Source organism: Phenylobacterium sp. (genome assembly GCF_016793225.1).
Taxonomy (GTDB): Bacteria; Pseudomonadota; Alphaproteobacteria; order Caulobacterales; family Caulobacteraceae; genus Phenylobacterium.
In genome coordinates this window covers 37249-55284 of record NZ_JAEUMN010000039.1, presented here as the reverse complement: position 1 = coordinate 55284, position 18036 = coordinate 37249, and the positions used below count along the sequence as shown (strand labels likewise).

The 18036-nt window shown below is 71.8% G+C and carries 17 protein-coding genes; 6 read left to right on the top strand and 11 right to left on the bottom strand.

What is annotated here, in order from left to right:
- The 4 genes from JNK30_RS04445 to JNK30_RS04430 form a co-directional block, all read right to left on the bottom strand.
- Positions 1-171: beta-galactosidase (locus tag JNK30_RS04445; protein ID WP_293480567.1), on the bottom strand; the 171-nt coding region annotated here is incomplete at its 3' end.
- Complete coding sequence (locus JNK30_RS04440; protein ID WP_293480566.1) at positions 168-2282, bottom strand: alpha-galactosidase; 2115 nt, start codon at positions 2280-2282, stop codon at positions 168-170. The genes JNK30_RS04445 and JNK30_RS04440, both read right to left, overlap by 4 nt.
- Positions 2283-3737 carry an SLC5 family protein gene (locus JNK30_RS04435; RefSeq protein WP_293480564.1) on the bottom strand — a complete coding sequence of 485 codons (1455 nt, stop codon included), beginning with the start codon at positions 3735-3737 and terminating at the stop codon, positions 2283-2285.
- 58 nt (positions 3738-3795) lie between these two features.
- Positions 3796-4677 (bottom strand): hypothetical protein, encoded by an 882-nt coding sequence (locus JNK30_RS04430; RefSeq protein ID WP_293480563.1) that lies wholly within the window; start codon positions 4675-4677, stop codon positions 3796-3798.
- 74 nt (positions 4678-4751) lie between these two features.
- On the opposite strand from JNK30_RS04430, the gene JNK30_RS04425 reads away from it, so the two are divergent.
- Complete coding sequence (locus tag JNK30_RS04425) at positions 4752-5930, top strand: acyl-CoA dehydrogenase family protein (protein WP_293480561.1); 1179 nt, start codon at positions 4752-4754, stop codon at positions 5928-5930.
- 34 nt (positions 5931-5964) lie between these two features.
- Here JNK30_RS04425 and JNK30_RS04420 read toward each other — a convergent pair whose 3' ends face one another.
- Positions 5965-7188 carry an acyl-CoA dehydrogenase family protein gene (locus JNK30_RS04420; protein WP_293480560.1) on the bottom strand — a complete coding sequence of 408 codons (1224 nt, stop codon included), beginning with the start codon at positions 7186-7188 and terminating at the stop codon, positions 5965-5967.
- A gap of 15 nt (positions 7189-7203) precedes the next feature.
- Entirely contained in the window at positions 7204-7497 is a 294-nt protein-coding gene (locus JNK30_RS04415) for a putative quinol monooxygenase (protein WP_293480559.1), read from the bottom strand.
- A 135-nt stretch (positions 7498-7632) separates the two neighbouring features.
- On the opposite strand from JNK30_RS04415, the gene JNK30_RS04410 reads away from it, so the two are divergent.
- Positions 7633-8220, top strand: a complete 588-nt coding sequence (locus tag JNK30_RS04410) for a TetR/AcrR family transcriptional regulator (protein WP_293480557.1) — start codon at positions 7633-7635, stop codon at positions 8218-8220.
- The gene (locus JNK30_RS04405; RefSeq protein ID WP_293480555.1) at positions 8220-8930 is read left to right on the top strand and encodes an MBL fold metallo-hydrolase; all 711 of its coding nucleotides are present in this window, start codon (positions 8220-8222) and stop codon (positions 8928-8930) included. Before JNK30_RS04410 ends, JNK30_RS04405 begins: the two co-directional genes overlap by 1 nt.
- Here the strand turns inward: JNK30_RS04405 and JNK30_RS04400 are convergent.
- Together JNK30_RS04400 and JNK30_RS04395 are read right to left on the bottom strand one after the other, a co-directional pair.
- The gene (locus JNK30_RS04400; RefSeq protein ID WP_293480553.1) at positions 8927-9226 is read right to left on the bottom strand and encodes a hypothetical protein; all 300 of its coding nucleotides are present in this window, start codon (positions 9224-9226) and stop codon (positions 8927-8929) included. The genes JNK30_RS04405 and JNK30_RS04400 overlap by 4 nt on opposite strands.
- Before the next feature lie 104 nt (positions 9227-9330).
- On the bottom strand, positions 9331-10026 hold the full coding sequence (locus tag JNK30_RS04395; protein WP_293480551.1) for a DnaJ family molecular chaperone: 696 nt from the start codon (positions 10024-10026) through the stop codon (positions 9331-9333).
- Positions 10027-10089: 63 nt separating this feature from the next.
- Between JNK30_RS04395 and JNK30_RS04390 the strand changes: the two genes are divergently transcribed.
- Genes JNK30_RS04390 through JNK30_RS04380 form a run of 3 tightly spaced genes read left to right on the top strand, consistent with a single transcriptional unit; the run spans position 10090 to position 14638 of the window.
- On the top strand, positions 10090-13686 hold the full coding sequence (locus tag JNK30_RS04390) for a hydantoinase B/oxoprolinase family protein (protein WP_293480549.1): 3597 nt from the start codon (positions 10090-10092) through the stop codon (positions 13684-13686).
- A gap of 26 nt (positions 13687-13712) precedes the next feature.
- Entirely contained in the window at positions 13713-14321 is a 609-nt protein-coding gene (locus tag JNK30_RS04385; RefSeq protein WP_293480547.1) for a hypothetical protein, read from the top strand.
- A gap of 41 nt (positions 14322-14362) precedes the next feature.
- Positions 14363-14638, top strand: coding sequence for a DUF1294 domain-containing protein (locus JNK30_RS04380; protein ID WP_293480545.1), 276 nt, complete (start codon positions 14363-14365; stop codon positions 14636-14638).
- On the opposite strand, the gene JNK30_RS04375 is transcribed toward JNK30_RS04380, so the two are convergent.
- The 3 genes from JNK30_RS04375 to JNK30_RS04365 are packed head-to-tail and all read right to left on the bottom strand — an operon-like array spanning position 14620 to position 18025.
- The gene (locus tag JNK30_RS04375) at positions 14620-15783 is read right to left on the bottom strand and encodes a pyridoxal phosphate-dependent aminotransferase (RefSeq protein ID WP_293480543.1); all 1164 of its coding nucleotides are present in this window, start codon (positions 15781-15783) and stop codon (positions 14620-14622) included. The two genes, JNK30_RS04380 and JNK30_RS04375, sit on opposite strands and share 19 nt — an antisense overlap.
- Positions 15784-15797: 14 nt before the next feature.
- Positions 15798-17219, bottom strand: a complete 1422-nt coding sequence (locus JNK30_RS04370) for a PhoPQ-activated protein PqaA family protein (RefSeq protein WP_293480542.1) — start codon at positions 17217-17219, stop codon at positions 15798-15800.
- Between the two features lie 26 nt (positions 17220-17245).
- Entirely contained in the window at positions 17246-18025 is a 780-nt protein-coding gene (locus JNK30_RS04365) for an acyl-CoA thioesterase domain-containing protein (protein WP_293480540.1), read from the bottom strand.
- Positions 18026-18036 lie beyond the last annotated feature (11 nt).

Below are 18036 nucleotides of genomic sequence, written 5' to 3'. Positions count from 1 at the left end.
GGCGCGGTCCAGCCATGCCCAGTCGAAGCGGCCCGGCTCGGGCTCGATCCGGCTCCAGGCGAACTCGCCGATGCGCACCCAGTGGATGCCCAGCTCGGCCATCCGCCGCGCGTCGTCCGCCCAAAGCGCCTCGGGCCAGTGTTCCGGGTAGTAGCAGACGCCGAGCTTCATGCCGCGCTCCGGCTGAGCTGGAAGACGGCGATCTCCCCGGCCCGCAGGATCGGCGCGGGCAGCCCGGTCTCGGCGATCCAGCGCCCGGTCGCCCGCACGGTTTCGCCGCGGACAAGCGCCGGGACGTGTTTCATGGCGGCGCGGGCGCGGCGCGGCGGATTCAGCATCCGCACGTCGTAGGTCGCCTGGGCGTCCAGGCCCTGGAGGCGGAAAGGCGCGGCGCCGGCGATGCGCGGCGTCTCGACCTGGGCCAGGCTCGCGAGGGCGCCCTCCTCCCCCACGACCGCGAAGGCGACTGCGCCGGGATCGGGCGGGACCTGGCGCACCAGACGCCCCCCATGCAGCAGCGGGCGAAGACGCTTGTGAAGCGCGATGGCGGCCTTCAGCGCCTCCAGCTCCCGCGGGTTGAAGGCCCGGACGTCGGCCTCGACGCCCATGTGGCCGAACAGCGCCGTCATGGCCCGCAGCTCCAGGCTGGTCGTGCGCGCCGTGGTGTGGCTGTCGGCGGGTCCCACGTGCGCCCCCATCACCTCGGGCGGGAAGAAGATCGAGAAGGCCCGCTGGATCGACTGACGCTCGATCGGATCGTTGCAGTCGGAGGTCCAGATGCGGTCGGTGCGCCTCAGGATCTCGTAGTCGGCTCTTCCGCCGCCCGAGGCGCAGGACTCGATCTCGACCGCCGGGTTCGCGGCGCGCAGGCGATCGATCAGGGCGTAGACCGCGCGGACCTGGGCATGGCTCGCGGGACGCCCGCCGCTGGCCGGATGGGTCAGGTCCCGGTTCATGTCCCACTTCAGGTAGGCGATCGGGTGCGCCGACAGGAGGCCGTCGAGCTGGGCGAAGATCGCCTCGGCGACCTCGGGCCGGGTGAGGTCCAGGACGTACTGGCCGCGGCCCAGCGGCTGCTCGCGGCCGGGCTCTCCCAGGACCCAGTCCGGATGCGCGCGCAGCAGGTCGGAGTCCGCGTTGGCCATCTCCGGCTCGACCCAGAGGCCGAACTCCAGGCCGAGCGACCGCACGTGCTCGACCAGGGGCCCCAGACCGTCGGGATACTTCACCGGATCGGGCGACCAGTCGCCGAGCGCCGCGGTGTCGTCGTTGCGCCCCCGGAACCACCCGTCGTCGAGCACGAAGCGCTCGACCCCGGCGGCGGCCGCACTGTCGGCCAGCGCCTTCAGCTCGGACAGGTCGTGGCGGAAGTAGACCGCCTCCCAGGTGTTGAAGTGCACCGGCCGCGGCCTTCCCCGCAGCCGGCCGTCCAGGATCCGGTCGCGCACGAAGGGATGGAAACGATCGCTGAGTCCGTTGAGGCCGGCCTCCGAGCGCGCCGCGTAGAGCGTGGGCGTCCCGTAGGTCCCGCCGGGCGGCAGCACCATCTCGCCGGGCCAGAAGAGCTCCCCGGCCTGGGCCTGCAGGCGGCCGTCGCGCAGGCGTTCCACCAACAGCCGATGGTCGCCGCTCCAGGCCAGGTGGAGGCCCAGGACGCGACCATGATGCTCACCGAAGCCGGCCTCGCCGGCGACAAGGAACGGGGGCGCGTGGTGCGAGGTCCGCCCGGTGCGCGCCTCGGACGCCCAGAGGCCCGCGGGCAGGCGGAAGCGATGCGCGTCGAACTCGCGCGCCCAGCGCCCGCCGAACGCCAGCACCTCCCCGTCCGGGAGCTCCAGCGCCGCGGCGGCGGCCCACTCGATCCGCAGCGGCTCGTCGCCGGTGTTGCGGAAGCGGGTCCGGAAGGCGGTGACGCCGGTGGGTGCGTCGACGTCGATGGAGATCGCCGCCTCGACGCCGGCGCGGGGGTCCGCGAGGGTGATGTCGAGACCGCCCGGGCGCCGTTGCGCGCCCTGATGCCGCAACTGGGTGATGAAGCCGCCCGAGGGGCGGCTGACCTGGAGCGCCGGGGCGCCCGTGAAGCCGTTGCCGGCCTCCGGCAGGAGGTCGAACGCCTCGCCGCCATCCAGCATGCCGTGCGGCCGGGCGCGCTCCAGCAGGCCCGCGTCGGGCGCGAAGCCCTGCGGCAGCTCAGGCCCCCAGTAGTCGATCCTCGGCCGGCCGCCCGAGATCCCGACGAGAAGCGTGTCGCCGCCCCCGTCCAGCCTGAGTTGGTCGGACATCTAGCCCGCCTCGGCCGCGGCGCGCCGGCCGCCGAACGAGAGCCCCACCGAGGCGCGCCGCCCGAAGACCCAGCGGTTCACGGCAAGGCCCACCCCGAGGCAGGCGATCAGGGTCATCAGCATCAGGTGGATGTAGTGGGTCGGCGTCCAGACGAAGGTGAAGACGGCGTACAGTCCCACCCCGAACATGACCGCCGTCATCGCGGCGCGCGCATGCACGTTGCGGAAGGCCAGGCCCAGGATGAAGGCCGAAAGGATCGGCATCGAGAGCAGGCCGTTCAGCTGCTGCACGAGATTGATGATCGAGGCCGCGCCCGAATAGACGGGCACCAGCGCCACCGAGACGGCCATGAAGAGCAGCGAGATCAGGGCGTTCAGCCGGCCTACGTTCGGCTTCGGCGCGATGTAGGGCTCGTGCAGGTCGCAGACGTAGAGCGTCACCGACGAGTTCAGCACCGAGGTGTAGGAGGTCAGCACCGCGGCGGCCATGAACGCGGCGAAGGCCCCCGAAAGCCACGAGGGCATCACCTCGGCCACGATCCGGCCGTAGGTGGCGTCGCCGAGGTCGCCGAACAGCTTGTAGGCGCAGACGCCCGGCACCACGACGATGGCCGGCACGAACAGGATGCGGATGGCGACGGCCGCGAAGACGCCCTTCTGCCCCTCGCGCAGGGTGGGCGCCGCCATGGCGCGCTGGGTGATGGTCTGGTTGGTGGACCAGTAGAACATCTGGATGAAGATCATCCCGGTCAGCAGCGTCGGCCACGGGATGGGGCTGTCCGGCCCGCCGATCATGCTCAGCCGCTCTGCGGGGATGCCCGAGAAGTCGAAGCCGATCGCCGCCATCGCCAGGATGGTCACGGCCGCCGCCATGCCCAGCACGCCGACGCCCGAAAGGGTGTCGTAGACCGCCACCGCGCGCAGGCCGCCCAGGATGGTGTAGGCCGCGCCCACCGCCGCGATGCCGCCCGCGATGACCAGCAGGGGCGGAGACGAGGCGAACATCGTCGTGAGGAAGAGCGCGCCCGTGTAGGCCATGATCGGCAGGTAGATGAACACGTTGCCGAGCAGGAACAGCGTCGAGACCGTGGCCCGAAGGCCCTTCGAGCCGTACTTGCGCTCGAGCAGCTCGGTCGTCGTGGTGCAGTTGTTGCGGTAGTAGATCGGCAGGAACACCAGCGCGAGCATGACGAGGCCGGCCACCGCCGCCAGCTCCCACCAGGCCAGCAGCAGCATCTGGTTGCCGTTCATGCCGACCAGCTGATCCGTGGAGAGGTTGGTGAGGGTGATGGAGCCCGCCACGAACGGCCACGTCAGGTTCCGGCCCGCCAGGAAGAACTCGCTGGCGCCGTCGGTCGACCGGCCGCCCATGCGCCGCACCTGCCACCATGTCGCCAAGGCCATCAACAGGGTCAGGGCTGCGAAGACGCCCCACTGCACCGTGTTCGATGTCATGCCCGGTCCCCCCGCCGCGGTGGATCACTGTAGAGCCGCCGCGGGTGCGGGCAACGACCTAGCTCCAGAGCGGCGATGAGGCCTTGAGGAGCCGGCTCATCATCACGAGGCGGGCCACGGGCCGGTCGTCGGCGGCGTCCCGCAGCGTGCTCTCGTACCAGGCCACCTCCGTCTTCGGTGACTCGCCCAGCGCCAGCACGCGGCCGTCGGCCCGGTAGTCGTGGTCGAGGAAGATCGGACCGTCGAGGAACTCCAGCTCGATCGCCCCGAACATCCCGACATAGTCCCGGTCGGTGCGGAACAGGGGGCCCTCCACCACGCGCAGCGCGTCGATGGCGACGGCGGGCGCGGCCACGAGTTCCCCGAACAGCGCGGCGTCGCGGTATTCCGCCAGCGCCTCGGTCACGCCCTCGAGCCGCCGCAGCGAAGTCTCTCCGTCCAGGCGGCTGGGAACGTCCGTCACCGCGTCGCCGACACGCGACGCCTTCAGGATGCGAAGGTCTTCGGCGGGCCTCTGGCGCGCGACCCGCTGCCGCAGTTCCGAGGCGGCGTCCGGACCGCCGGCCCACGCCGTCCCCTCGCAGACGCGGACGCCCTCCGGCGTCTCCATCCAGGCGGGGGCGCGGTTGACCCCCGGCGCGACCTCGGCCGAGGGACCCACGTACGCCTGCACGGGCTCCCCGTCGGTGGTCGCGTTCAGGAAGTAGAGTGAAAGCCCGCCACGCCTGCGCCAGCCCTCGCCGAACCGCGCCAGCATCAGGGGCGGAAACTGCTCGAAATGGATGTTGCCGGCGACGGTCCCGCCGCGGAAGCCCAGCGTCTGGGCCGTGCTGTCGTCGTGGATCGACCCCGCCGCGTCGCGCGAGACGTTGACGGGGCGGCGGACCGGTCCGGCCAGCACGCCGTCCCGCTCGAAAAGGGTGAAGTCCCCGGCAGACATGCTTCGCCTCCCTTGACCGTTCCGCACGGCCGCTATTATTGACGGATCGTATAATAAATACCGGACGCCTGTCCATGGACCTGAGCCTGACGGCCGACGAGATCCGCTTCCGCGACGAGGTCCGCGGCCTGATCGCGGCGACCTTCCCGCCGCCCGAGCGATACGACGGGCGCCCGGCTCACGAGCGCCGTTGGCTGCAGGCGCTGCTCGATCGGGGCTGGGCGGCGAACAGGTGGCCGGAGGCCTTCGGCGGGCCCGGCTGGACGCCGACCCAGAACTTCATCTGGGAACGCGAGGTCACCGCCGCGGGCCTGCCGCCGCAGGTGGGCGGCATGGGCATGGGCATGCTGGCGCCCATCCTCTTCGCCTACGGAACGCCGGAGCAACAGGCCCGCTTCCTGCCCGACATCCTCCATGACCGGGTGAGGTGGTGCCAGGGCTACTCCGAGCCGGAGGCCGGCTCGGACCTCGCCTCGCTGCGCACACGGGCGGTGCTCGACGGCGACAGCTACGTGGTCGACGGCGAGAAGGTGTGGACAAGCGGAGCGCACCGCGCCGACTGGATGTTCTGCCTCACGCGCACCTCGGACGAGCCCGTGCGGCAGGCCGGGATCACCTTCCTGCTGCTCGACATGCGTTCGCAGGGCGTGACCGTGCGCCCCATCATCTCGATCGACGGGCGCCACATGTTCAACCGGGTGACGTTCGACGCGGTGCGCGTGCCGGTGGAGAACCGCGTCGGCCGCGAAGGCGAGGGCTGGACCGTCGCAAAGGGCCTGCTGACCCACGAGCGGACGGGCCAGGCCTACGTGTCGCTCTCCACGGACCTGTCCAGGCGGCTCCGCCTGGCCGCGGCGGAGCTGGCGGGGTCGGAGGGCGGACGCCTGCTCGAGGACACGGGGTTCGGCCGGCGGCTGGCGTGGGCCGACATCGAACTGCAGGCCCTGGCCATGACCGAGCTGCGAACGCTCTCCGAGGTCGCCGCGGGCGGCGCGCCGGGGGCCCAGTCCTCGACCCTGAAGCTCAAGGGCACGGACATCGTCCAGCGGATGACCGAGTTCTTCGTCGAGTGCGCGGGCCCCTACGCCGCGCCGTGGTTCCCGGAGGCGTCGGGCGTGGCGCCCCTCGACGTCGGACCCGCGTGGGCGCGTCCCGAGGTGGCGCGCTACTTCGAAGGTCGCGCCGCCAGCATCGCCGGCGGCTCAGACGAGGTTCAGCGGAACATCATCGCCAAGCGCGTGCTGGGCCTCTAGCCGACCCAGCCGCGCGCGATCGCAGCTTGGGGCGCTACAGCCCCAGCACCATCTTCGCCATGATGTTGTGCTGGATCTCGTTCGAGCCCGCGTAGATCGAGGTCTTGCGGTAGTTGAAGTAGTGCGGCGCGACGGTGGCGGCGTAGTCCGGGCCGGCGCGGAAGGTGTTGCCGCCGGGGCGGAGCATCTCCCAGGTGTCGCGCACGAAGGGCTGGGCGTAGACGCCGGCCGCCTCCAGCGCGAGCTCGGTCACCGCCTGCTGCATCTGGCTGCCTTCCAGCTTCAGCATCGAGGAGACGGCGCCCATGGCGTCGCCGTTGGCGCGGCCCGCGAAGATTCGCAGCTCGGTCGCGTTCAGGGCCTCCACCTTGATCTCGACCTCGGCGAGCTTCTTGCGGAAGTCCGGATCGCTCATCATCGAGCCGCCGCCGTCCGAGCGCTCCAGGTTGGCGATGGTGCGCACCTTCTTGAGCTGCGCCTGCAGGCCGGGGGCGTAGGCATTGCCGCGCTCGAACTGCAGCAGATACTTCGCGTAGGTCCAGCCCTCGCCTTCCTTGCCGATGCGGTTGGCGACCGGCACGCGGACGTTGTCGAAGAACGTCTCGTTGATTTCCTGCTCGCCCTCGGGCGGCCCGTCGAGGGTGGGGATCGGGCGGATGGTGATGCCCGGCGTCTTCATGTCGATCAGCAGGAACGAGATGCCCTTCTGCCGGATCTCCTCGTTCGAGGTGCGGACGAGGCAGAACATCCAGTCGGCCCACTGGGCCAGCGTCGTCCACGTCTTCGACCCGTTGAGCACGTAGTAATCCCCGTCCCGCTCGGCCTTCAGGGCCAGCGAAGCGAGGTCGGAGCCGGAACCCGGCTCGGAGTAGCCCTGGCACCACCATACGTCGGTGGTGAGGATCTTCGGCAGGTGCTGGGCCTTCTGCTCGGGCGTCCCGAAGGCCATGACGACCGGGGCGCACATGCGCAGGCCCATGTTCGAGGTCGACGGCGCGCCGGCCAGCGCCATCTCCATGTCGAACACGTACTTCTTGCCCAGACTCCAGCCGGTGCCGCCGTACTCCACCGGCCAGTCCGGCGCGATCCAGCCCTTCTCGCCGAGCCGCTTCAGCCAGCGGACCTGGGCCTCCTTGTCGAGATGGTTGTTCTTCGACTGCGCGAGCTTGGCGCGCATGTCGTCGTCGAACGCCTCTGCGATGAAGGCGCGGACCTCGTCGCGGAACGCGAGGTCCTCAGGGGCGAAATCCAGGTCCATGGCGATACGTCCTTCTCAGTCGACGCCGTCCAGCAGCTCCACATCGGGGCGCCCGGCCAGCACGCCGGCGAACTTCGGGCCGGCCGCCTTGAAATACTCGGTCTGGCCGTGGACCGTCACGGCCTCCTGGTCCTTGTAGAGTTCGAGAACCTTGTACTCCTGCGGGTCCTTGCGGCTCTTGGTGAGCTGGTAGGCGATGTTCCCGGGTTCGTTCGCGCGCACCTGCTTGGCGAGTTCGGTGAAGAAGGCCTCGAACTCGGCGTTCTTGCCTTCCTGGATCTTCATGGTCGCGACGATGCCGATGGTCATCCCGGTCTCTCCCAACAGGTGTTTGAACGAACGGTAGAGAGGCGCGCCCGCACGGGCAAGGCTGACGTCGCGCCAACTTGACCTTGGCCGCTCGCCGATTTATTGATTGATCATTCGTTCGATTAAAGATCCGGCATGGCGCGGCCCTATCGACAGTCCCGGCGCGGCGAGAGCGCGGAAGAGACCCGGCGGCGTATCGTCGAGGCGACCCGTGCGCTCCATGGCGAGCAGGGCATCGCGGCGACGAGCATGAAGCAGATCGCGGCGCGCGCCGGGGTCAGCGTCGGCTCGGTCTATCACCACTTCCCGACCTACGACGACGCGGTGAACGCCTGCGGCGCCCACACCTTCGCTGAAAACCCCATCCCCACGGCGGCGCTGTTCGACGGCGCGACCGGCCGCGCCGAGCGCGTCCGGCGACTCGCCACCGCCTTCTTCCGGCTGTTCGCCGGCGTGCGGGCGTTCGGCAGCGTGCTCGCCGACCAGGAGCGCGTGCCGGTGCTGAAGCCGTACGTGGAACTGGAGCGCTCGGTGCGCCTCGACCTCAGCCGCCTGGCCGTGGGCGGCGACGAGACCGCTGCGACGACGCTGGCCGGGCTGATCGACCACGGGACGCTGGACGCCTTCACGCGCCTGGGATTCTCCCCGGACGCGGCCGCCGAGCGCGTATCCGAACTGGCCAACGCCTGGCTCGAAACCCTTCAGACCAAGGAGGCTCCGTGATGGAGACCCGCGTCCACGAGATCGCCGACGGCGTCTACCGCCTCTCCACCTTCGTCCCCGCGGTGACGCCGGACGGCTTCACCTTCAACCAGTTCCTCATCGCCGCGGACGAGCCGATGCTGTTCCACACGGGGCAGCGGATGCTGTTCCCGGCAGTGTCGGCGGCCGTGGCGCGGATCATGCCGATCGAGCGGCTCCGCTGGATCGGCTTCGGCCACGTCGAGGCCGACGAATGCGGGGCCATGAACGCCTGGCTGGCGGCCGCGCCGAACGCCCAGGTCGCCTTCGGCCGGCTCGGCTGCGACGTCTCGCTGAACGACCTCGCCGACCGCCCGCCCCGTCCGCTGGCCGACGGCGAGGTCCTGGACCTGGGCGGCAAGCGGATGCGCTGGCTCGACACGCCCCACGTGCCGCACGGCTGGGAGGCGGGTTGCGTCTTCGAGGAGACGGCGGGCACGCTGTTCGCGGGCGACCTGCTCACCCACGGCGGCGACCCCGAGCCGCTGACGTCGGCCGACGTGCTGGACGCCGCGATCGCCATGGAGTCGGCGAGCGGCGCCATGACGCTCGCCCCGGCGACCGGCCCGACGCTACGCCGCCTCGCCGACCTGGAGCCGCGCACCCTGGCCCTCATGCACGGCAGCGCCTTCGCGGGCGACGGATCCGTCCCGCTGCGCGGCCTGGCGAAGTTCTGCGAAGACCGCGCCTAGCGCCGCTCGTTCCAGCCGTAGGCGACCCAGTGGTGGCCGCCGCGGTGGCGGGCTTCGATGATGCCGTTGGGCTGGGCGCGGACGGTGCGGCGGGCGCGGAGCGCGAGGCCGGCGAGCGCCAGGAGGGCCGAACCCATGATCGCGATGACCGCCACGGTCGCCGCGGCGAAGACCGCGAGAACGGCGCCCACCACGACGGCGGCTGCAGTCGCCAGGGTCGCGCCGACCGCGGCCAGGCTGCGGAGCGCCGAACCCGGCCCGGCGGCGAAGCCCCTCACTCGATCAGACCCGACCATGTCAGCTCCTCAGCGGCGCGCAGGACGCGTCCGGGAAAGACGCATCACAGCACAGCGGTTCCAGGCGTCAACCTTGCAGGCGGCAAACGGCGGCAATTTGGCGGTCACGCCGCCCCGACGCGCGACATTGCGGCGCGTTCGCGCTGGATTGTGGAGAAGGCGGCGTTGATGGCCGCGGCCTTGGCCTCGGCCACCTCCACGAACTCGACGGGCAGCCCGCGGGCGCGGACCCGGTCGGGGTGAGCTTCCGAGAGCTGCGCGCGCCAGGCCGCGCGGACCACCTCGTCCGAGGCGTCGGGGGCCACGCCCAGGATCACGTACGGGTCGTCGTTGGCGGCGCCGAGGTGCGTCGCCTTCAGCCGGCGGAAGACGAGCGGCGAGAGCCCGAACAGCTCGCAGACCCGCTCCAGGTAGGCGAGTTCGTCGCTGGTGACCGCGCCGTCGGACGCCGCGATATGGAACAGGCCGTCCAGCACGTCCTCGAGCAGCTGCGGGCAGGCGCCGTACCGCTTGCGCAGCCGCCGGGCGTAGCCCTCGAAGCCGCGGGTGGTCTGGCGGGCCAGCTGGTAGAGGCGGCGGATCGCGCCCTCGCTGCCCGGCTCAGCCTGGAAGATGGTGTGGAAGGTCGCGTACTCCTCGGCCTGGGCCTCGCCATCGGCCTTGGCGAGCTTGGCGCCGAGGGCCGTGACGGCGGTGGAAAACGCAGGATCCTCACCCGGCAGCCCCGGCGGGCAGACGTCGCATTCCGCCTCATCGACCTTGCGAACCGCGAGGCCGGCAATTTTGCGCCAGAAGCTCATTTCGCTATGGGCATGCCTTAAGGCCGTGTCGCACGCATGACAATTGCCGCGAGAGGTTAAGTTTTGGACAGGCGTTGCGCGTTCTGGATCGACAGGGGCGGCACCTTCACCGACGTGATCGGCCGTTTCGACGACGGCGCCGAGGTCTCGCTGAAGCTGCTGTCGGCGTCGCCGGCCTATGAGGACGCCGCCGTGGAGGCGATGCGGCGGATCCTCGGCGTCGCCGGCGGCGCGCCGTTCCCGGCGCATCGGGTCGAGGCCATCAAGATGGGCACGACGGTCGCCACCAACGCCCTGCTCGAACGGCGCGGCGCGCGCACGCTGTTCGTGACGACCGAGGGCTTCGCCGACGCGCTGGCGATCGGCGACCAGTCGAGGCCAGAGCTGTTCGCCCTGAACATCCGGAAGCCGCCGCCGCTCTACGACGGCGTCGTGGAGGCCCGCGAGCGGCTGGCGGCCGACGGCGGCGTGGTCACGGCGCTGGACGAGGCGCCGCTCCGCCGGAGCCTCGAGGCCGCCGTCGCCGCCGGCTTCACATCGGCGGCCATCGCCTTCCTGCACGCCGACCTGAACCCGGCCCACGAGCGGGCGGCCGGCGCGATCGCGCGGGAGGCCGGGTTCGGCTTCGTGGCGCTGTCGTCCGAGGTGTCGCCCCTGCCCCGCTTCACGCCGCGCGCCGAGACGACGGTGGCCGACGCCTACCTGACGCCGGTGCTGCAGGCCTACGTGCGCCGGGTCGCCGACGCGGTGGCGGGCGCGCCGCTCTACTTCATGACATCGGCCGGGGGGCTCGTGCGCGCGGACGCGTTCCGGGGGCGCGACGCGGTGGTCTCGGGCCCGGCGGGCGGCGTGGTCGGCGTGGCCAGGACCGCGGCGGCGGCCGGCGCGGAGGCCGTGCTGGGCTTCGACATGGGCGGGACCTCGACCGACGTGTGCCGGTACGCGGGCGCGCTGGAGCGGCGCGACGCCGCGCGCGTGGCGGGCGTCCGGCTGCGGAGCCCGACACTGGACGTGGAGACCGTGGCCGCGGGCGGCGGCTCGGTCCTCACCTTCGACGGGATGCGCGCGCGCGCCGGCCCGGCGAGCGCCGGCGCCGACCCCGGTCCCGCCTGCTATGGCCGCGGCGGGCCCGCGGCGGTGACGGACGCCAACCTCGTGCTCGGGCGGCTGGACCCGCGAAGCTTTCCCAATGTGTTCGGACCCGAGGGCGACGCGCCGCTGGACCCTGCCGCGAGCCGGGCGGCCCTGGCGGAGCTGGCCTCAGCCATGGGGGCCAGCGTCGAGGCGGCCGCCGAGGGCTTCATCGCCGTCGCGGTCGAGCAGATGGCCCAGGCGGTGCGTCGCATCTCCACCGAGCGCGGCTTCGACCCGCGCGGCCACGCGCTGGTGGCGTTCGGCGGCGCCGCGGGCCAGGTCGCCTGCCAGACCGCCGAGGCGCTTGGCGTCGGCGAGGTGCTGTGCCCGCGCTACGGCAGCGTGCTTTCGGCCTGGGGGATCGGGCAGGCGCAGGTGACGGCGCTGCAGCAGGCGGGGATCGACGCGCCGCTCGAGAACGACGGCCTGGCGGCGGCCCAGGCTGCGGTGGCCGACCTGGAGGCCGGCGCGCGGTCCGACATGGCCGCCCAGGGGGCCGAAACGGGCGCCGTGCGGCGGACCCTGCGCCTGCGCTACGACGGCGCCGACGCCGAGCTGCCGGTCGCGCTGTCGGACGCCGCCACGGCGAAGGCCGCCTTCGAGGCGGCGCACCAGCGCCTGTTCGGCTTCGTGGAGCCCGAGCGCCCGATCCTGATCGCGGCCGTGGAGTGCGAGGCGCAAGCCCTCCTCCCGGATGGAAAAGGGTCGGGTGGTGGGGCGGCGGCGCGCGACGCTCTGGCGGCGGAGGCGTCGACGCCGGCCAAGCGCGACCGCCAAGGGAGCGTGCGGATGTACGCCGCGGGCGCGTGGCATGACGCCGCCGTCGTGACCGCGGACGCGGTGACCGCCGTCGAGGGGCCCGCCCTGATCGTACGCCCCGACACCCAGATCGCCGTGCTGCCCGGGTGGCGAGCCACGGCCGACGCGGACGGCCTGATCCGCCTGACCCGCGCGGCCGCCGCCGTGCGCGAGGCCATCGCGCTGGACCGCCCCGATCCGGTGACGCTGGAGCTGTTCAACCGCCGCTTCATGGGCGTGGCCGAAGCGATGGGCGCTGCGCTGGAGCGGACCGCGCACTCGGTGAACATCAAGGAGCGGCTGGACTTCTCGTGCGCGCTCTTCGACGCCGACGGCGGCCTGGTGGCCAACGCGCCGCATATGCCGGTGCACCTGGGCTCGATGGGCGCGAGCGTGCGCGCCGTCCGCGACCGGCATCCCCGCCTGGAACGCGGTCAGGCCTTCGCGCTCAACAACCCCTACGCGGGCGGCACCCATCTGCCGGACATCACGGTGGTGACGCCGGTGTTCCTCGACGCCGGCAGCGAGGCCCCGGCGTTCTACGTCGCGGCCCGGGGACACCACGCCGACGTCGGCGGCATCCAGCCGGGCTCCATGCCGCCCTTCTCGCGCACCATCGACGAGGAGGGGGTGATGCTGGACGCACTGCCCATCATGCGCGAGGGGCGCTTCCTGGACGCCGAGGTTCGCGCGGCGCTGGCCGCGGGGCGCTGGCCCGCCCGGGCCCCGGAGCGCAACCTGGCCGACCTGAAGGCCCAGGTCGCCGCCTGCCAGGCCGGCGCGGCGGCGGTGGCCGAGATGATCGGCGCCTACGGAGGCGACGCGGTCGCGCGCTACATGGCGTTCGTGCAGCAGAACGCCGCCGAGGCGGTGCGGCGGGCCGTGGACCGCCTGCACGACGGCGCGGCGCGGGCGCCCATGGACGGCGGCGGCGAGATCGCGGTGGTCACCACCGTGGACGCGGCGGCGCGGACGGCGACGCTGGACTTCACCGGATCGTCGGACCAGCTCGATTCGAACTTCAACGGCCCGTCGGCCATCGTGGACGCGGCCGCCCTCTACGTCTTCCGCACGCTCGTGGACGACGACATCCCGCTGAACGCCGGCTGCCTGGAGCCTCTGAAGGTGATCACCCGGCCGGGATCGATGCTGGCCCCGGCCCCGCCGGCGGCGGTGGTCGCCGGCAACGTCGAGACCAGCCAGCATATCGTCGACGCGCTCTACGCCGCGCTGGGGGTCATGGCCAACGGCCAGGGCACCATGAACAACTTCACCTTCGGGGACGAGGCCCGCCAGTACTACGAGACGATCTGCGGCGGGGCCGGCGCGACTGCGACGGCGGACGGAGCCAGCGCGGTGCAGATCCACATGACCAACTCGCGCCTGACCGACCCCGAGATCCTGGAGCGGCGCTTCCCGGTCCGCGTGGAGGCCTTCGCCATCCGCCGCGGGTCGGGCGGCGACGGCGCGCGGCGCGGCGGCGACGGCACCGTGCGGCGCATCCGCTTCCTCGCGCCCATGGAGGCGGCGCTGCTTTCGTCCCGCCGCCAGACGGCGCCGCAGGGCCTGGCGGGCGGCGGTCCCGGAAAACCCGGTCGGCAGCGCTTGATCCGGGCGTCGGGGTCGGTGAATGAACTTCCCGGCTGTTTCTCCGTTACGGTGGAGCTTGGCGACGCCATCGAGATCGAAACGCCCGGGGGCGGCGGTTTCGGGCCGGCGCAAAGCTGACACGATCGATCGCCAAAAGGACCTTCATGACGCCGCTTGTTCTCGCGCTCCTTCTCCATGCCCAGGATCCGGCTGCGGCCGAAGCGCCGGCCGCGCCGCCGGCCGCCGCGCCCGCCGAGGAGCGCCTGCCGACCGGCGCGCCCAAGGACGACTACCAGTTCGTGGCCTGGTGCTACGGCGCGCTGCGCGGCTACCTCGACCTGCATGACGAGATGATGCCCGAGGTGAAGCGGATCGAGACCCAGTTCCGCAAGCCCGGAACCTCGCTGGAAGACGACCTCCGGGTCTATGCCGACATGCAGCGGGACGGCCGCGAGAAGCTGAAGCAGTTCCAGGCCGCGCTGACGGCGGCCGAGAAGGCGACGGTGCGCCCCATCAACATCCAGGGCGCGGCGGCCGTGCGCCAGGGGCGGCTGTCCTGGACCGCCGGGCCCGACGTGACCAAGGCGCGCAAGGCGCAGGAGTGGATGAGCTGGGCCCTGCCCGCCCGCTGCGAGCGGATCGCCGGCGAGCTGGAGACCCGCGCGAAGCTGAGCGGCGCCGCGCTGCGCGCCAACGCCCCGGCCGAGGAACCCGCGCCGCCGGCCGCGACGGACGAGCCGGCCGCCGAGGCCGCGGCGCCGCCGACCAGCTAGACCTTCACCCTTCGCGAACCGCGGCCAGCTAGGCTGGCCGCGTGTTCGAGATCGCGGTTGCCTATCTGGCGCTGATCAATGCGGCGACCTTCACCGCCTTCGCCCTGGACAAGCGGGCGGCGGTGCGCGGCGCATGGCGGACGCCGGAACGACGGCTCCTGATGCTGGCCGCTATGGGCGGGACCCCGGCGGCGCTGTGGGCCCAGCAGATCCTGCGGCACAAGACGAAGAAGGCGCCGTTCCGCACCTCGCTGTGGGCGATCTTCGCCGTCCAGGCCGGCCTGCTGGCGTGGGCCGCCTATCGGCTGGCGAGGTAGGCCGCCAGGCGCGCCAGGCCCGCGGCGTTCTTCTCGGGGCGTGCGGCAAAGCACCAGCGGATCCAGCCCTCGCCCTCCTCTCCGAAGGCCGAGCCCGGCGCGAGCCCCAGCCCGGCCCGGGTCACGAGATCCTTGCAGAACTGCAGGGAGTCCGCGCAGCCCTCCACCCGGAAGAAGGCGTAGAATCCGCCGTCCGGCTGCGGCGCCTCAACGCCCGGCATGGCGCGCAGAGCGCTCAGCACCTGGTCGCGCGCGGCCGCGAGTTCGGCGCGGACCGACGCCACGTACGCCTCGCCATGGTCCAGGGCCGCCTTGGCGCCCTCCTGCACGAAGTCGGGCGCGCAGGACGTGTTGTACTCGATCAGGACGCCCAGGCTCTCGAGCAGGCGGGGCGGCGTCACCATCCATCCGAGCCGCCAGCCGGTCATGCGCCAGGCCTTCGAGAAGCTGTTGGTCCCGATGATCCGGTCCTCGCCGGTGGTGAGCGGGAGGAAGGACGGCGCGGTCGGACGGTCGAACGTCAGGCGCTCGTAGACGTCGTCGCAGATGAGCCAGATTCCGTAGCGGCGGCATCGCTGCAGGATCGCGGCGCGGTCCTCGGCCGGGATCATCCAGCCCGTGGGGTTGTTGGGCGAGTTGAGGACCAGCGCCCGCGTGTCGGGCGTCAGCGCGTCCAGCAGGCGGTCGACGTCGAGCCGCCATCGGCCCTGGGCCGCCTCCAGCGGGACCATTTCCACGCGGGCCGAGAGGATTCTGGGAATCTCGGGCACGTTGGGCCAGATCGGCCCGACCTGCACCACCCGGTCGCCGGGCGAGACCACTAGCTGGGCGGCCAGCATGACCGCATTGACGCCGGCGCTGGTGATGGCGAGGCGGTCGACGCCGATCGGCCCGCCGTGCAGGCGGCCGAGATAGGCCGACAGCGACTCGCGCACGTCGGCGCGGCCCAGGTTGTGGGTGTAGAAGGTGCGGCCGTCCAGCAGCGCCCGGGCGGCCGGCTCGCGGATGAAGTCGGGCGTCGGCTGGTCGGACTCGCCGAACCAGAAGGCGAGGATGTCGTCGCGGCCGAGGCCCGCGTTCGCCACCTCGCGGATCCGGGACATGCGGAGGCCCTGGACCTCCGGGCGCGGCAGGGTGTCGAACATGGGGGTGTGAGGGCCTACCGGTCCGCCGGGCGGGTGATCGGCTTGGCGTCCTCCCAGCGATAGGGCAGGACGTCCGGCTTCACATAGACCTCCGTGGTGAACTTCAGCGGATACCTGCCGCCGCTGGGATAGGTCAGCTCGACGAAGTAGGCGGTGTAGCCGGCGGCGGGCTTCTCCACCGCGCCCACGTAGGTCCCGTCCGGCCGCGCCGTGAGCACGGTCGAGGTGAAGGCCTTGAAGCCCAGGGTGTCTGTCCGGAAGTCGCGGGCCTTGGGATTGGTCCCCTGCCACAGCCGCACCTCGCTGGGCTTGCCTTTCGGCTTCACGACGATTTCGCCGCCCTTGCCCACCGACCAGGAATAGTCCGGCAGCGGACGGCCCGAGATCACGGCGTCGTGGAAGGCCGTGACGCTCTCCATCACATCCGTTCCCGAGAGCGAGTGGTTGGCGTTGGGGATCATCCGCAGGCGCCGCGGCTGGGCCACCTTGGAATAGCCGTAGCGCGTGTTGTCGGGCGGGAAGTACTCGTCGCCCACCGCGTTGATCACATACTTCGGGATCTTCATCGTGGGCCGGTCCTGGTAGTTCAGGGGGTCCTCGATGAGGTTCACGCCCGCGAGCCCCGGCTTGCCGATCTGGTCGGGGATCAGCCGCGCGTCGACGTAGTCCTGCAGCGCCGGGGAAAAGTAGCCCATGGCGCGCCAGTGGTGGATGGCGGTGTCTTCCACCGAGAGCACGCTGATCACCAGCGGCACGATGCCCACCACCCGCTTGTCCACCGCCCCCACGAGCCAGGTCGTCCAGCCGCGCTTCGAGGCGCCCGCGACGACGAAGCCGTCGATCTTCAGCCGGTCCTTCGTATCCGTGGCGACGAAGCGCTGGATGGCGGTCATGGCCTGCGTGCCGCTCTTCACCATCGGCAGGCGGAGCAGCTGGCCGGGGTCCTTGGTCGTGGCGTAGCGGGCCTGCAGGTAGGCGATGATCTCGTCCTCGACCCGGGCCTTCTTCGCCGGATCGTCCGCGAAGGTCAGGGGCTGGTTCGGGACGTCGTTGAGCTGGGCCACGACCGAGCGCGTGTCGACGGCAAGTTTGGCGAGGTGCGGCGGCGGCCCCTTCGGCGCGGGATCCCCCTTGTCGCCGCCGGTGATGTAGAGGAACGCCTTCGAGCTCGCGACGTCGTCCGGGATGATGACCGTCAGCCAGTGCTTCCAGACGGTCGCGTCGACGTCCTTCGGCGCGTCCCAGGTCTGGCTGGTGAGCTGCAGCACGGCGGTGCGGTAGCCGAGCCCCTTCTGGACGCCCACCACGGTGAAGCCGAAGCTGGGATCGGGCTTGGCGACATAGGCGTCCAGCGCGTTGGGACCGGCCGCCCAGGCCGGCGCGCCCGTCAACGCGAGCGCGGCGAGCGCGCCGCCCAGCAGCTTCAGGATCTTCATTCGGGGCCTCCCTGGGCGGGAGGGAATTACACTTTGCGCTTCTGCGCCAGGGCCGTGCAGCTCGCGAAGCCGATCATGCCGTCCTCGTCGTAGAGGCGGCATTCGCCGATCGCGACGCCGGCCGTCGCGCCGTGGGCGGTCACGTCGAACCCGACCCACTTCGAGACCGGCTCGCGGTGCAGGTAGAAGGTGGCGTCCGAGTTGATGTAGCCGAGCCCTGCGTCGCCCGCATTGGCGAAGGGGCTGACGAAGTCCACGGCGGTGGCGACCCGTGCGAACGGGGTGAACGGCACGCCTTCCACCAGCTCGCGCACCTCGGCCATCCAGGCGCGGCGCGGCATGCTGACCTGGCCGAACCCGCCGGCGATCGGGCGGGTCTCCCACATGCCGCCCATGGGCGCCCGGCCGGGTTCCGGCGCCGGGATGTCCCCGGGCTTCGGCGCATCCCACGGCTCCGGAGTCCACACGTTCCCCGGCGGGTTCTCGGTCCGGCGCAGGAGCTGGCAGGTGGCGCGCCCGGCGCTTTCCCCGCCGGACACGAACTCGGCGTCGATCACCTTGATGCGGTAGCCGTCCTTGACCACGCGCGTCCTGACCTCGACCGGCGACAGGTCCGGCAGCCGATACATGTCGACGGTCAGGCGGGCCGGGATGTAATCCGGCGTGCGGAAGCGGCGCTCGATCTCGGCGCCCAGCAGGCCGATGATCAGCCGGCCGTGGAGGGAGTCCGCGGTCCAGGGTCCGACCCCGGCGCGGGTGGGGATGAAGAGGTCCCCGTCCTTTCGAAAGAAGGGTTCGTTCGGCATGGCGCGCGAAC

Bases quoted from the DNA above. Each gene is read 5' to 3' on its own strand.
- JNK30_RS04440 (WP_293480566.1), bottom strand. From the start codon at position 2,282: ATGTCCGACCAACTCAGGCTGGACGGGGGCGGCGACACGCTTCTCGTC.
- JNK30_RS04435 (WP_293480564.1), bottom strand. From the start codon at position 3,737: ATGACATCGAACACGGTGCAGTGGGGCGTCTTCGCAGCCCTGACCCTG.
- JNK30_RS04430 (WP_293480563.1), bottom strand. From the start codon at position 4,677: ATGTCTGCCGGGGACTTCACCCTTTTCGAGCGGGACGGCGTGCTGGCC.
- JNK30_RS04425 (WP_293480561.1), top strand. From the start codon at position 4,752: ATGGACCTGAGCCTGACGGCCGACGAGATCCGCTTCCGCGACGAGGTC.
- JNK30_RS04420 (WP_293480560.1), bottom strand. From the start codon at position 7,188: ATGGACCTGGATTTCGCCCCTGAGGACCTCGCGTTCCGCGACGAGGTC.
- JNK30_RS04415 (WP_293480559.1), bottom strand. From the start codon at position 7,497: ATGACCATCGGCATCGTCGCGACCATGAAGATCCAGGAAGGCAAGAAC.
- JNK30_RS04410 (WP_293480557.1), top strand. From the start codon at position 7,633: ATGGCGCGGCCCTATCGACAGTCCCGGCGCGGCGAGAGCGCGGAAGAG.
- JNK30_RS04405 (WP_293480555.1), top strand. From the start codon at position 8,220: ATGGAGACCCGCGTCCACGAGATCGCCGACGGCGTCTACCGCCTCTCC.
- JNK30_RS04400 (WP_293480553.1), bottom strand. From the start codon at position 9,226: ATGGTCGGGTCTGATCGAGTGAGGGGCTTCGCCGCCGGGCCGGGTTCG.
- JNK30_RS04395 (WP_293480551.1), bottom strand. From the start codon at position 10,026: ATGAGCTTCTGGCGCAAAATTGCCGGCCTCGCGGTTCGCAAGGTCGAT.
- JNK30_RS04385 (WP_293480547.1), top strand. From the start codon at position 13,713: ATGACGCCGCTTGTTCTCGCGCTCCTTCTCCATGCCCAGGATCCGGCT.
- JNK30_RS04375 (WP_293480543.1), bottom strand. From the start codon at position 15,783: ATGTTCGACACCCTGCCGCGCCCGGAGGTCCAGGGCCTCCGCATGTCC.
- JNK30_RS04370 (WP_293480542.1), bottom strand. From the start codon at position 17,219: ATGAAGATCCTGAAGCTGCTGGGCGGCGCGCTCGCCGCGCTCGCGTTG.
- JNK30_RS04365 (WP_293480540.1), bottom strand. From the start codon at position 18,025: ATGCCGAACGAACCCTTCTTTCGAAAGGACGGGGACCTCTTCATCCCC.